Origin of the sequence: Nonomuraea bangladeshensis, from assembly GCF_039529455.1 — a bacterium.
In the GTDB taxonomy this organism is placed as follows: Bacteria; Actinomycetota; Actinomycetes; order Streptosporangiales; family Streptosporangiaceae; genus Nonomuraea; species Nonomuraea bangladeshensis.
This window is the reverse complement of the sequence record NZ_BAAAMV010000007.1, coordinates 134,174-146,988: the sequence shown is the minus strand read 5'-3', so window position 1 is coordinate 146,988 and position 12,815 is coordinate 134,174. Positions and strand designations below refer to the sequence as shown.

At 70.9% G+C, this 12,815-nt stretch carries 12 protein-coding genes; 5 read left to right on the top strand and 7 right to left on the bottom strand.

Annotated features, from left to right (window positions below):
- Nucleotides 1-8 precede the first annotated feature (8 nt).
- The 5 genes from ABD292_RS23670 to ABD292_RS23650 all read left to right on the top strand — a co-directional run bounded on the left by ABD292_RS23670 (nucleotide 9) and on the right by ABD292_RS23650 (nucleotide 5,354).
- The gene (locus tag ABD292_RS23670) at nucleotides 9-629 is read left to right on the top strand and encodes a hypothetical protein (protein WP_344210746.1); all 621 of its coding nucleotides are present in this window, start codon (nucleotides 9-11) and stop codon (nucleotides 627-629) included.
- The gene (locus ABD292_RS23665) at nucleotides 626-1,720 is read left to right on the top strand and encodes a C40 family peptidase (protein ID WP_344210744.1); all 1,095 of its coding nucleotides are present in this window, start codon (nucleotides 626-628) and stop codon (nucleotides 1,718-1,720) included. The genes ABD292_RS23670 and ABD292_RS23665 overlap by 4 nt, the downstream gene beginning before the upstream one ends.
- Nucleotides 1,721-1,733: 13 nt before the next feature.
- A complete protein-coding gene (locus ABD292_RS23660; protein WP_344210742.1) occupies nucleotides 1,734-2,129 on the top strand; it encodes a (deoxy)nucleoside triphosphate pyrophosphohydrolase in 396 nt (131 codons plus the stop codon).
- Nucleotides 2,130-2,202: 73 nt separating this feature from the next.
- The gene (locus ABD292_RS23655) at nucleotides 2,203-3,981 is read left to right on the top strand and encodes a hypothetical protein (RefSeq protein ID WP_344210740.1); all 1,779 of its coding nucleotides are present in this window, start codon (nucleotides 2,203-2,205) and stop codon (nucleotides 3,979-3,981) included.
- A 74-nt stretch (nucleotides 3,982-4,055) separates the two neighbouring features.
- Nucleotides 4,056-5,354 (top strand): hypothetical protein, encoded by a 1,299-nt coding sequence (locus ABD292_RS23650; protein WP_344210738.1) that lies wholly within the window; start codon nucleotides 4,056-4,058, stop codon nucleotides 5,352-5,354.
- Between the two features lie 53 nt (nucleotides 5,355-5,407).
- Here the strand turns inward: ABD292_RS23650 and ABD292_RS23645 are convergent, their stop codons facing one another.
- The 7 genes from ABD292_RS23645 to ABD292_RS23615 form a co-directional block, all read right to left on the bottom strand.
- Nucleotides 5,408-6,163, bottom strand: a complete 756-nt coding sequence (locus ABD292_RS23645) for a succinate dehydrogenase/fumarate reductase iron-sulfur subunit (RefSeq protein ID WP_091086596.1) — start codon at nucleotides 6,161-6,163, stop codon at nucleotides 5,408-5,410.
- On the bottom strand, nucleotides 6,160-8,052 hold the full coding sequence (locus ABD292_RS23640) for a fumarate reductase/succinate dehydrogenase flavoprotein subunit (protein WP_344210732.1): 1,893 nt from the start codon (nucleotides 8,050-8,052) through the stop codon (nucleotides 6,160-6,162). The genes ABD292_RS23645 and ABD292_RS23640 overlap by 4 nt, the downstream gene beginning before the upstream one ends.
- Nucleotides 8,053-8,064: 12 nt before the next feature.
- On the bottom strand, nucleotides 8,065-8,850 hold the full coding sequence (locus tag ABD292_RS23635) for a hypothetical protein (RefSeq protein WP_344210730.1): 786 nt from the start codon (nucleotides 8,848-8,850) through the stop codon (nucleotides 8,065-8,067).
- Nucleotides 8,851-9,053: 203 nt separating this feature from the next.
- Entirely contained in the window at nucleotides 9,054-9,494 is a 441-nt protein-coding gene (locus ABD292_RS23630) for a response regulator (protein ID WP_344210728.1), read from the bottom strand.
- A 51-nt stretch (nucleotides 9,495-9,545) separates the two neighbouring features.
- The gene (locus tag ABD292_RS23625; protein ID WP_344210726.1) at nucleotides 9,546-10,691 is read right to left on the bottom strand and encodes a sensor histidine kinase; all 1,146 of its coding nucleotides are present in this window, start codon (nucleotides 10,689-10,691) and stop codon (nucleotides 9,546-9,548) included.
- Nucleotides 10,688-11,821 (bottom strand): PP2C family protein-serine/threonine phosphatase, encoded by a 1,134-nt coding sequence (locus ABD292_RS23620; RefSeq protein ID WP_344210724.1) that lies wholly within the window; start codon nucleotides 11,819-11,821, stop codon nucleotides 10,688-10,690. The genes ABD292_RS23625 and ABD292_RS23620 overlap by 4 nt, the downstream gene beginning before the upstream one ends.
- A gap of 39 nt (nucleotides 11,822-11,860) precedes the next feature.
- Nucleotides 11,861-12,790 (bottom strand): LysR family transcriptional regulator, encoded by a 930-nt coding sequence (locus ABD292_RS23615; protein WP_344210722.1) that lies wholly within the window; start codon nucleotides 12,788-12,790, stop codon nucleotides 11,861-11,863.
- Between the last annotated feature and the right edge of the window lie 25 nt (nucleotides 12,791-12,815).

Here is a 12,815-nt window from a genome sequence, read left to right as displayed (position 1 = left end):
GACTCAACATGGCGCAGCCAGGTGACAGGCGGGGTGCCGCCTTCGCCGTCATCGTCGTGATCATCGCCGCGGTCGGCATCTATCTGATGTGGGCGGACTGGGGAGATCCGCCCGAGCGGCAGCCGGAGGCCGCGCCGCCCACGCGGGTGGCGATCGTCACCCCGACGCCGCTCGCGACCGCGAGCAACGCGCCGTTCGACGTCTACGACTACCTGCCGATGAAGAAGGAGCAGCTGGCCGCGGCGGCGGACCTCGCCGAGCGCTTCACCGCCGTGTACGGCACCTTCCGCTACGACGAGGACGCGGCGGCCTACGCCGCCCGGCTGAAGGCGTACACGACGCCCGAGCTCGGCGCCCTGCTGACCCGCACGGTGACGTCGGCGGGCGCCGTCGAGCAGAACCGCGCCGACGAGCTCGTCTCCCAGGCGACGGCCAAGCTCAAGGAGATCAGGCAGGTCGGCAAGGGCTCGATCATCTTCGTCGTGACCGGCAACCGCCAGGTCACGGCGAAGAGCGGCGACAAGCTGCTCACCGAGGAGTACGCGGTGACCGTGAGCGAGTCCGGCAGCGACTGGCGCGTCTTCGACATCATGCCCGCCGACGAGGGCCAGGACGGTGACACCGGGTGAACGTCTCGCGCACACGCCTCGCCCTCCTCCTCGGGCTGGCTGGGGCGCTCCTGCTGGTGGCCGTGATCGTCTCGCCGATGCTGCTGATGTCGCTGCCCTCGTTCATCAGCGACGGCCGCACCTCGTTCGACTGCACCGACGACGCCCAGGTCGAGGAGGTCTCCGACACCGCGACCTCGGACATCCCGGACGACTACCTGAAGCTCTACAAGGAGTACGGCAAGAAGATCGGCGTCCAGTGGAACATCCTGGCCGCCGTGGGCAAGCGCGAGACCGACCACGGCCGCTCCACGCTGCCCGGCGTCCGCAGCGGCACCAACTCGGCGGGCGCGGCCGGGCCCATGCAGTTCCTCATCTCCACCTGGGGCGGCAAGGCCAGGGTGCCGGTGGAGTCGCCGTTCACCGGGTACGCCTCCGACGGCGACGGCGACGGCATCGGCGACGTCTACAACCCGGCCGACGCGATCCTCGGCGCGGCGCGCATGCTCAAGCGCAACGGCGCGCCGGAGAACGTACGGCAGGCGCTGTTCGTCTACAACCGTGCCTGGTGGTACGTGGACCAGGTCGAGGAGATCGCCAGGAAATACGCCAAGTCCGGCGACGTGAAGGTGCCGCCGCAGGCGGAGGAGGAGTGCGACGAGCCGCTGATCGAGGCAGCGCCGACCACCGTGGTCGCCAAGATCCTGGCGTACGCGCTGGCGCAGCGCGGCAAGCCGTACCTGTGGGGCGGCACGGGGCCGGACGCCTTCGACTGCTCGGGGGTGATCTACGCGGCGTACCGGTCGGCGGGGCTGCAGATCCCGCGGACGACGTTCGGGCAGTGGCCGTTCGGCGTCCGGGTGTCAGAGGGCGAGGAACAGCCCGGTGACCTGGTGTTCTTCAACGCCGGGCCGGGCACCTCGGCGAACAACCCGGGGCACGTCGGGCTCGTCGTCTCCAAGGGCAAGATGCTGGAGGCCCGGTGCACGCTGTGCGGCCCCATCAAGGTGACCAGCTACTCCGCCCGCGGCAACCGCATCGGCTTCACCCGTCCGCTGCAGAACCCCGCCGTCCTCGACCAGCTCCAGAAGCTGCAGAATCCTGCCCTGTGAGGAACATCGACGCATGAGCGTGATCGTGGTCGTGGCCGCCGTGATCGTCGACCCGGACGGCCGGGTGCTGGCCGCGCAGCGGGCCGAGCCGCCGGCGCTCGCCGGCGGGTGGGAGTTCCCCGGCGGGAAGGTGGACCCCGGCGAGAGCGAGGAGGAGGCGCTGGTCCGGGAGTGCCGCGAGGAGCTGGGCGTGGAGATCGCGGTCGGTGAGCGCGTCGGCGGTGACTGGCCGCTCTCCCCGGGGTATGTCATGCGCGTCTGGCTGGCCGCCCTCGCCTCCGGCACGCCCGAGCCGCGGGAGCATCTGGCGTTGCGGTGGCTGGCACCGGACGAGTACTACGACGTCGAATGGCTCGGGGCGGACCTGCCCGTCATGAAGACGGTGGAGAGCATCCTCCCGGCTGATTGAGTCCTCTCTCTCTGTGACACAATGGTTACTAGGCGTGATTACGGGTCATGTGTCACAGCGGGGGAGTTGGACGATGCGTCGTGGCTGGATGCTGGCCGGAGTGGTGATCCTGGCCGCCGTGCCCGCCGTGCCGGTGGCGGCGAGCGGGGTTTCGCTGGTGCTGGAGCGGGTGGGCGCGGTCCAGGACGGCGTGGGCACGTGGCTCCGTACGGGGGACACACAGCGGTTCCGGGTCCGGGTCAACGGGATGTCGGTGGACGGCGGGCGCGTGGCCGTGGCGGTCAGCCCCGTCGCGGCGCTGTCGGTCACCTGCGGGGGTCTTGCGACGGCGGGGCGCGAGGGGTTCGCCGTGGGATCGGGGGCGGCGCGGCTCGCCGATCGCGCGCTCACCCTGGCAGGGGTCGCCGAACGGGATGACGCGGTGGTGTCGCCGGGGGCGCGGGTGTGCCGGTTGGGGAGCGCGGCGGACGCGCGTTCGGTGGACGTGACGGTGATGGCTCCGGCGGGGGTCGGCCAGGTGGTGCTGGCCGCCGTCGCCAAGGTCCGTCCGGGGGAGGGCGGCGTTGCGGAGACGCTGGAGAAGGCGGTCGCCACGCCTGTCCAGAGCGCCGAGTCGGTGGTGGAAGGGCAGGCGCTCGCCGGACCGGTGGCCGGAGGGGCGGGACTTGGCGGGCCGGCGGTTGGAGGGCCTGTGGTCTCCGGGCCGGCGGTCGGCGGGCTGGCGGTCGAGGGCGCTGCGTCGGGGGCGGCCGACGGGGGGCGCTGGAGTCCGCCGGTCCTGGGCGGCTCGGACCAGACAGCGGCCGCTCCGAACAACCCCCGCTGCTTCCCAGCACACCGCTGCCCGTCGCCGCACCTCGGCCGGCCCCGGCAGCCGACTGCCGAGGTGGTCACGGGAAATGCCGAGCTGGGTTGGCTGGGCGATGAGCAGTCGCTTCTGTCGGGCGAGGAGCAGTCGGTCCGGTCGGGCGCAGGGCAGCCGGTTCGGCCGGAGGTGGGGCAGCAGGTCGGGGCGGAGGTAGGACAGCAGGTCGGGCCCGTCGCGGGGCAGCAGGCGGGGCAGGGCATGCGCACCACAGAGACGTGGTGGAGCAGGCGTGCCCGGCAGGCTGGGCAGGTGGGGCCCGAGCAGGCGGGGCAAGGGCAGCAGGTCAGCGTGGAATCCCGCGCCCTCCCACCGGCGCAGGCTGTCCCACCGGCGCAGGTCACCACGCCCGCGCAAGCGGCTCCGAGAGCGCAGGCTGTGCCGTCCGCGCAAGCGGTTCCAGGAACGCAGGCCGCGACGCCCGCGCAAGCGGTTTCGAGAGCGCAGGCCGTGCCCTCCTTGCGGGCTGTCCCGAGAGGGCGGGCCGTGGCGGCCGGGCGGAAGGCTCCGAGGGGGCAGGCCGGGACTGCCGCGCAGGCGGTGCCGCCCGGGCAGATGCCCGGGGTTCAGGGGGTCACGGGGCTGGGAGTGCCGCAGCAGGTTCAGGGTGGGCAGGCGGTGGCAGGCGGCATGCCTGGGGCCGGGGTTCCTCAGGTGGCGGACGGGTCGGGGCAGGCGCTTTCTGGGTTGCGGTTGCCGGAGGTGGCCGGCGGCGACGGGATGTTGGATGTTCCGCCGGGCGTGGTCGGTGACCCTCCCGGGAGCGTCCCGCTTGTGCCGCCGGCGCGCGGCGGTGGGCTCGCGGCGCCTCTGCCCATAGAGGTACGAATGGCGCACGAACGGCCGAGGCCGGTGGCCGCGGCGGTCAACCCGTTGAAGGGAAGCCTCGGACACGTGCTCGCAGCGGCCGCTGTTGCTACGCTCCTAGCAGGGCTTTGGGGAATTGTCACGGTACAAAGGCGCACCAAGCGCAAGATACTGCGGTAAAACGGGCTTTACTGTTACTTTGACCCGACTAGTATTCCCTTGACCATGGTTCCGGGACTACGCGGAGGGCACTGGTGGCACGCACGCGAGCGACAGCCGTCTCCGCCATCGTCCTGGCGCTCGGCCTCGCCGGGGTCGGCGCGACGCCGTTCATCGTGCAGAGCGCCAGCGCCTCGGTGGCGTTCGACCCGGTCGAGCCCTGCGACGCCGGCGACACCTCGTGCCAGAGCGACCCCCAGACCACGGTCACGGTGACCACCACGTTAGGCACGCCGACGCCGACCGACGTGCCGGAGACGACGATCACCAAGACGGTGACGGCGACCCCGACGAAGAAGACCACCGCCCCCACCAAGAAGCCCACCACGGCCCCCGCGACCACGCAGGCGCCGGAGCCTCCCCCCCAGAACGTCGCGCCGCCGACCACCCAGGCCCAAGAGCCGCCTCCGGTGCTGCCCACCGCGACCGCCACGACGGAGGAGTCTCCGGTCCAGATCCCGTCCGTCGCCCAGGACACGCCGTCGGCCCCGCCGAGCGAGACGCAGGTCGCCTCCTCGGAGGAGGTGCCGCTGGAGCTGCGGGCCGCGGCGCCGGAGTTCGACGAGAAGACGCTGACGCAGAAGCTCAGCATCCCGGCGCTGGTGCTGGTGCTGCTCGCGCTGTTCGCGGTGCTGATCTTCGAGGGTCGGCTGCGGCGGATGGCCCACGCGGCCGCCGTGCGCAAGGCGGGCCCGGCGGCGGGCGCCGCCGGCTATGCGCCCCCGCCGGGCGGCCCGGGTTATCCGCCTCCGCCGGCCGGCCCCGGCTATCCGGCCGGTCCCGGGTACGCGACCGCGGGCTTCACCGCTCCCGGCTATCCGGGCGGCACGGCGTACGCGCCGATCATCAGTTTCGTGCCGGTGCAGACGTATGCGAGCGGCCCTACGCAGTACGCCCCGGTCTACCAGGACCCCGGCCACCCGTACCCGCCGCAGGGCTACGAGCAGGAGCCGCCCATGGCTCCGTCCGAGCCGCCGCCCGTGGTGCTGCACCCCGACGACTACAGCCACGAGCCCGTCCAGGAGGTCCCGGAGGCCGAGGCGAAGGACTTCCGCGACCCGTTCGAGCCGCTGGTCCCGCCCGCTCCGCCGGCGGACATCCCGCCGGGCGGTGGCGCCCCGGTGGACGACGGCCACGAGCATCCGCTCGGCCCGGCCGCGGCGGCCGAGTCCGGCGACTCCGAGCCCTGGCAGCAGGCGCCCGCGGGGTCGCTGTTCCGGCCGGCGCAGCCGTACGTGCCCGCCGACGGGGAGACGACGATCGTCCAGCCGGAGCCGACCAGGGAAATGCCGGAGGAGAAGCGCAAGCGCTTCGGCCGCCACGCCAAGGACTGAACGCACGAAGAAGGGGGCCGGTGCGGAAACCGGCCCCCTTCCTCATGCGCGGGTCACGACTTGGCGCGACGGAAGATCTTGTCGCCCAGCCACACCAGCGGGTCGTACTTCCGGTCCACCACGCGCTCCTTCATCGGGATGAGCGCGTTGTCGGTGATCTTGATGTGCTCGGGGCAGACCTCGGTGCAGCACTTGGTGATGTTGCAGTAGCCGAGCCCGTGCTCGGACTGCGCCGCCTCCTGCCGGTCGGCCACGTCGTACGGGTGCATGTCCAGCTCGGCGATCCGCATGAGGAAGCGCGGCCCGGAGAAGTTGGCCTTGTTCTCCTCGTGGTCGCGGATCACGTGGCAGACGTTGTTGCACATGAAGCACTCGATGCACTTGCGGAACTCCTGGGACCGCTCGACGTCGACCTGCTTCATCCGGTATTCGCCCGGCCGCACGTCGGCGGGCGGCGTGAAGGAGGGAACCTCCCTGGCCTTCTGGTAGTTGTAGGACACGTCGGTGACGAGGTCCTTGATGACCGGGAACGTCCGCATCGGCGTGACCGTGATGGTCTCGTCCTCCGAGAAGGTGGACATCCGGGTCATGCAGCCCAGCCGCGGCTTGCCGTTGATCTCCATGCTGCACGAGCCGCACTTGCCGGCCTTGCAGTTCCACCGTACGGCCAGGTCGGGCGCCTGCGTCGCCTGGAGGCGGTGGATGATGTCGAGGACGACCTCGCCCTCGTTGACCTCGACGGTGAAGTCCTCGAGTTTGCCTTCGCCGCCCTCACCGCGCCAGACCTTGAACTTTGCCTTGTAGCTCATGACTTCTTCGCTATCCCGTCGAACTCGGCCATCTCTTCGTCGGTGAGGTACTTCTTCAGCTCGTCCCGGTCGAACAGGGTGATCAGGTCGTCCCGCATGGGGGGCTGTTCCTTCTCCACCACCTGCACCGAGGAGCCGTCCTCGCTGGAGCAGACGAGCAGCTTGCGCCGCCACTGCGGGTCCATGCCGGGGAAGTCGTCGCGGGTGTGCCCGCCACGGCTCTCCTCGCGCAGCAGCGCGGCCCGCGCCACGCACTCCGACACGAGCACCATGTTGCGCAGGTCGAGCGCGAGGTGCCAGCCGGGGTTGTAGATGCGGGACCCGCCCGCCCCGACCATGCGTACGCGCTCCTTGAGCTTCTCCACGGTCTGCAGCGCCTCGGCGACCTCGTCGGCCTTGCGGATGATGCCGACCAGCTCGTTCATCGTCCGCTGGAGCTCGTGGTGCACCTCGTACGGGTTCTCGCCGCTGCGGCCCAGGGGCGCGAGCGCCTCTTCGCGGGCCGACTCGACGGACTCGGGGCTGACCTTGGGCCGGGCGGGGAGCCCGTCCACGTACGCCGCCGCGCCCGCGCCCGCGCGCCGCCCGAACACCAGCAGGTCGGACAGCGAGTTGCCGCCCAGCCGGTTGGAGCCGTGCATGCCGCCGGACACCTCGCCGGCCGCGAACAGCCCGGGGACGTCGGCCGCGCCGGTGTCGGCGTCCACCTCGACGCCGCCCATGATGTAGTGGCAGGTCGGGCCCACCTGCATGGGCTCGGCGGTGATGTCGACGTCGGCCAGCTCCTTGAACTGGTGGTGCATCGACGGCAGCCGCTTCTTGATCTCCTCGGCCGGCAGCCGGGTGGACACGTCGAGGAACACGCCGCCCTGCGGTGACCCGCGACCGGCCTTGACCTCGGCGTTGATCGCGCGGGCCACCTCGTCACGGGGCAGCAGCTCGGGCGGGCGCCGGTTGTTGGCCTGGTCGGTGTACCAGCGGTCGCCCTCCTCCTCGGTGGTCGCGTACTTGTCCTTGAAGACGTCCGGGATGTAGTCGAACATGAAGCGCTTGCCCTCGGAGTTGCGCAGCACGCCGCCGTCGCCCCGGACGGACTCGGTGACGAGGATGCCGCGCACGGACGGCGGCCAGACCATCCCCGTGGGGTGGAACTGGATGAACTCCATGTTGATGAGCTTCGCGCCGGCCAGCAGGGCCAGGGCGTGCCCGTCGCCGGTGTACTCCCAGGAGTTGGAGGTGACGACGTACGACTTGCCGATGCCGCCGGTCGCGAGCACCACGGCCGGGGTGTCGAAGAGGACCAGGTTGCCGGTCTCGCGCCAGTAGCCGAACGCGCCGGAGATGCGCTCGCCGTCCTTGAGCAGCCGGGTGACCGTGCACTCGGCGAAGACCTTGATGTAGGCCTCGTAGTCGCCGTGGTTCTCGTAGTCCTCCTGCTGCAGCGCCACCACGCGCTGCTGGAGGGTGCGGATCAGCTCCAGGCCGGTACGGTCGCCCACGTGTGCGAGCCGCGGGTACTCGTGACCGCCGAAGTTCCGCTGACTGATCTTGCCGTCCTTGGTGCGGTCGAACAGCGCGCCCCACGCCTCCAGCTCCCAGACCCGGTCCGGAGCCTCCTTGGCGTGCAGTTCGGCCATGCGCCAGTTGTTGAGGAACTTGCCGCCCCGCATGGTGTCGCGGAAGTGCACCATCCAGTTGTCGTCGGGGTTGACGTTGCCCATCGCGGCCGCGGCGCCGCCCTCGGCCATGACGGTGTGCGCCTTGCCGAACAGCGACTTGCAGACGATCGCCGTCCTCTTGCCCTGCTGCCGGGCCTCGATCGCGGCGCGCAGGCCCGCTCCGCCGGCGCCGATGACGACGACGTCGTATTCGTGACGTTCGATTTCCACTGGTTGATCCTTTTAGGCGAACGGGAAGGCGATGATGCCCTTGGCGACCATGCGGACGTAGAAGTCGGCGATCATGACCGAGAACATCGAGGCCCAGGCGAGCTGCTGGTGCTTGGCGTTGAGCTTGGAGACGAACGTCCAGGCCCGGTAGCGCAGCGGGTGACGGGAGAAGTGGTTGAGCCTGCCCGCGGTGATGTGCCGGCACGAGTGGCACGACAGCGTGTACATGTTGATGAGGACGGCGTTGATGACCAGGATCCAGGTGCCGAGGCCCTGCGGCTTGTGGATGAGCGCCAGGACGGCGTCGTAGGCCAGGACGAGGCCGATCAGGATGGCCGCGTAGAAGAAGTAGCGGTGGATGTTCTGCAGGATCAGCGGGAAGCGGCGCTCACCGGTGTACTTGCCGTGCGGCTCCTGCACCGCGCACGCGGGAGGCGACAACCAGAACGAGCGGTAGTACGACTTGCGGTAGTAGTAGCAGGTGAGCCGGAACCCGCCGGGCAGCCCGAGGATGAGCAGGCCGGGCGGCAGGGTGTACCAGTCACCGAACGGCGCCCACCCGAACAGCCGCGCGCCCTCCGGGCAGGAGGACGCCAGGCAGGGTGAGGCGAACGGGGCGATGTACGGATCGACGAAGTACGTGTTGTCGATGATCGCCCATACACCGTAGACAAGGAACGAGCTGAGCCCGAGGAATGTGACCAGTGGGGCCAGCCACCATCTGTCGGTGCGCAGGGTGCGCACCTTGACTTGCGCACGCTGCCTTCTGACCGGTGCTTCGGGCGTCGTCTGGGTCATCGCGGACCTCTCCACCTCCCGCGGACCCGTCGCGCTGGGGGTCCGTGGTTCGTTTCACTGGGCGCGCGTGCCGGCGGTGCTCGCCGCTCCAGGCGCGCATTGGTGGGGGATACGTTACGACGGTCGCATCTCGATTTGTGAGCGGGGTCACTCACTTTTTCGATGACCGGCTGTGATTCCTGTCACGTAGCCCGTCAGGGCCGCTACCCGTGAGCCGGCAACTTAACCACAGTCACGAAAAAATCGTCTATCTGGCGGACAACTCGGATAAATTGCTCAAAATCGACAGGCTTGGTGACGTACGCGTTGGCGTGCAACCGGTAGCTGAGCAGGATGTCCTCCTCCGCCTCCGACGTCGTCAGGACCACCACCGGGATCGTGGCCAGCACCGGGTCCGCCTTGATCTCGCTCAGCACCTCCAGCCCGCTCATCCGCGGCAGGTTGAGGTCGAGCAGGATGAGGTCGGGGCACGGCGCGTCCGCGTAGCGCCCCTCCCGCCGCAGGAACGCGACCGCCTGCTCGCCGTCGTTGACCACGTGCAGCCGGTTGCGCACCTTGTTGAGGTCGAACGCCTCGCGGGTGAGCAGGATGTCGCCCTGGTCGTCCTCGACCAGCAGCACCTCGATCGCGCGTCCCTCACTCATCGGGACTCACTCATCGGGACCTCACTCATCGGGACCTCACTCATCGGGACCTCACTCATCGGGGCCTCCCGCCGGCGGCAGCGTCCATCGGAACGTCGCACCCCCGCTCTCCCCGGCCGCGTCCAGCCAGAGCTGCCCGCCGTGGAACTCGACGATCTTGCGGCAGAGCGCCAGCCCGATGCCGGTGCCCGGGTACACATCGCGGGCGTGCAGGCGCTGGAAGATCAGGAAGATGCGGTCGGCGTACTTGGGCTCGACGCCGATGCCGTTGTCGGCGCAGCTGAACTCCCACATCCCGTCGTCCCGCCGGGCCTCGACGTGCACCCGCGGCGGCTCCTCCGAGCGGAACTTCACCGCGTTCTCGACGAGGTTCTGGAAGAGCTGGGTGAGCTGCACCCGGTTGCCGTGGATCTCGGGCAGCTCGCCCCTCGTCACCGTGGCCCCGGTGTCCTCGATCATCGCCGACAGGTTGTCCAGCGCCCGGTCGAGGGCCGCACCCGAGTCGACGGTGGTGCGCGAGCCGGTGACCCGGCCGACCCGGGAGAAGTCCAGCAGGTCGTTGATGAGCAGCTGCATGCGCTTGGCGCCGTCCACGGCGTAGTGGATGTACTGGCGGGCGCGGTCGTCGAGCTGCGGGCCGTAGCGCTGCTCCAGCATCTGGGTGAAGCTGGCGACCTTGCGCAGCGGCTCCTGGAGGTCGTGGCTGGCGACGTACGCGAACTGCTCCAGCTCGCCGTTGGAGCGGCGCAGCTCCTCGGCCTGGTCGCTGGCCGTCCGCCAGGCCGACAGGATGCGCCCGCGCATGGCGTCGACGTGGCTGGACAGCTCCGCCAGCTCGGCCGGGCGGTCGACGTGCAGCGCGTGGTCGAAGTCGCCGGCCGCCACCGTGCGCACCTGCTCGGTGAGCTGGCGGATGGGTTTCAGCACGGCGTAGCGCACCATGAACGCGAGCCCCACGCCGCAGGCCAGCAGCACCGCGAACAGCACGACCAGCGCCACGTTGAGCCGCGCGACCTGCGCGTCCACCTCGGGGCGGGGCCCCAGGGCGCGGATGTCGGCGATCATCACCATCGTGGCCGCGACGCCGGCGGCGAAGGCCGTGCCCGCCACCGCGCCGGTGAACAGGAACCAGCGCGAGAGCGGCAGCCGGCCGAGCCCGGTCGGCTCCCTGGGCGGCGGCAAGGGATTGATGATCATGACGCTCTCCTGCTCACCACGACGACCGCGAGGTCGTCGCTCAGCGTGCCCGCGTTCCTGATCAGCCGGTCGAGGTCGACCGCGCCGTGCTCGCGTACGAGGCCGACCAGGCCGTCCACGCCCAGCAGCTCGTCACGGGCGCCCACGGCCGCCTCGATCAGCCCGTCGGTGTAGAACATGATCGACCACTTGTCGCCCAGCGGCACGTCGATCACCGACCACTCGGCGTCGGGGAAGATGCCGAGCGGCGGCCCGGACGGCCCGCCCTCCAGCACCTCGACCGTGCCGTCGCGCACCAGCACCGGCGGCGGGTGCCCGACCACCCGCATCCGCGCGCTGCGCAGGTCGGGCGCGATCGTCGCGGTGCACAGCGTGGTGAAGATCTCCGGCGCCTTGCGCTCGGCCCGCAGCAGCGTGTCGAGCGTGCGCAGCAGCGTGTCGTCGGTCTGCCCGGCCAGCACCAGCGTGCGCCAGGCGATGCGCAGGGCCACGCCCAGCGCCGCCTCGTCGGGGCCGTGCCCGCACACGTCGCCCACCACCACGTGGAACGCGCCGTCCGGAGTCTGCACCGCGTCGAGGAAGTCGCCCGCGAGCGTGCCGCCGCTGCCCGGCAGGTAGCGGGTCAGGTGCTCGATCGCGTCGGACTCGATCAGGGGGCTCGGCAGCAGGCCGCGCTGGGTGCGGGCGTTCTCCTTGGCGATCAGCTCCGTCTGCACCAGCCTGAGCTGGGTCTGGTCGGCGCGTTTGCGTTCCATCGCGTAGCGGATGGCGCGGGTCAGCAGGGGCGCGTCGATGTCCTGCTTGACCAGGTAGTCCTGGGCGCCCGCCGAGACGGCCGCGACGCCGACGTGCGCGTCGCGCAGCCCGGTGAGGACCAGCACGGCGGCGTGCGGCGCCATGGCCAGGACCGCCTCAAGCGCCTCCAGCCGGGTGGCGTCGGGGAGCGACAGGTCGACCAGCACGCACTGGATCCCGGGCGTCAGCTTCGCCCGCGCCTCCTGGAGGCTGCGCGCACGGAAGATGCGCGGCGGCGCCGCGGCCTCCTGGAGCAGCTCCTCGACGAGGAAGGCGTCGCCGTCGTCGTCCTCCACGAGGAGCAGCGTCAGCGTCTCGCTGAGATGTGCCGTCAACCTTCCGCCTCACCGCGCGTTCGGGATCGTCGTTGCTGCTCATTCTGCGATGAGCTCCACCCCTTGTGGAAGCGTGCCCTCGACCCCGGCCTCGACCACGAACGACAGCAGGACGCCGCGGAACGCCTGCGCCGCCGTCGTGGGCTCGACGTCCTTGCGGTGCGCGAGCGCGATCGTCCGGCTGAGCCCCGGAGGCGCGAGCGGGGTGCCCGCCAGCCCCGGCCGGCCGTCGAGCACCATGGACGGCACCACGGCCACCCCGAGCCCCGCCTCCACGAACCGCAGCACGGCGTCCATCTCGCCGCCCTGCACCGCGAAGCGCGGCTCGAAGCCCGCGTGCCGGCAGGCGGCCAGCGTCGCCTCGCGCAGGTCGTAGCCGCGCCGGAACATCACCATCGGCTGCCCGCGCAGCTCGTCGATCTCCATGTACGGCCGCCGCGACGGCTCGTGCGAGGGCGAGACGACCACGAGGTTCTCCCGCAGGATCTCCTCGGTCACGAGGGCCGGGTCGTCGCTCTGCAACGGCATGATGATCAGCGACAGGTCGAGCTGCCCGCGGGCCAGCGCCCGCACCAGGTCGCGCGAGCCGCCCTCCTCGACCAGCAGCTCGATCCCCGGATAGGCCCGGTGGAAGCGGGCCAGCGCGTCGGCCAGCAGCCCGGCGCAGAGCGACGGCGTGGCGCCGAGCCGCACCCGGCCCCGGCGCAGCCCGGCGAGCTGGGCGACCTCCTGCCTGGCGGTGTCGGCGTCGGCGAGCATGCGGCGGGCGAGCGGCAGCAGCGCCTCGCCCGCCGGGGTGAGCGTGACGTTGCCCCTGGCGCGGGAGAACAGCGGCGCGCCGAGGTCGCCCTCCAGGGCCTTGATCTGCTTGCTCAGGGAGGGCTGGGCGACCCGCATGCGCTCGGCGGCCTGGGTGAAGTGCCTGGTCTCCGCGACGGCCACGAAATAGGCGAGTTGTTGCAGCTGCATGTGATTTTCCTCGCACCGGCCGACC

Coding starts and splice junctions, on each gene's coding strand:
- ABD292_RS23615 (WP_344210722.1), bottom strand. CDS start 12,790: ATGCAGCTGCAACAACTCGCCTATTTCGTGGCCGTCGCGGAGACCAGG.
- ABD292_RS23625 (WP_344210726.1), bottom strand. CDS start 10,691: ATGATCATCAATCCCTTGCCGCCGCCCAGGGAGCCGACCGGGCTCGGC.
- ABD292_RS23645 (WP_091086596.1), bottom strand. CDS start 6,163: ATGAGCTACAAGGCAAAGTTCAAGGTCTGGCGCGGTGAGGGCGGCGAA.
- ABD292_RS23660 (WP_344210742.1), top strand. CDS start 1,734: ATGAGCGTGATCGTGGTCGTGGCCGCCGTGATCGTCGACCCGGACGGC.
- ABD292_RS23670 (WP_344210746.1), top strand. CDS start 9: ATGGCGCAGCCAGGTGACAGGCGGGGTGCCGCCTTCGCCGTCATCGTC.
- ABD292_RS23635 (WP_344210730.1), bottom strand. CDS start 8,850: ATGACCCAGACGACGCCCGAAGCACCGGTCAGAAGGCAGCGTGCGCAA.
- ABD292_RS23630 (WP_344210728.1), bottom strand. CDS start 9,494: ATGAGTGAGGGACGCGCGATCGAGGTGCTGCTGGTCGAGGACGACCAG.
- ABD292_RS23655 (WP_344210740.1), top strand. CDS start 2,203: ATGCGTCGTGGCTGGATGCTGGCCGGAGTGGTGATCCTGGCCGCCGTG.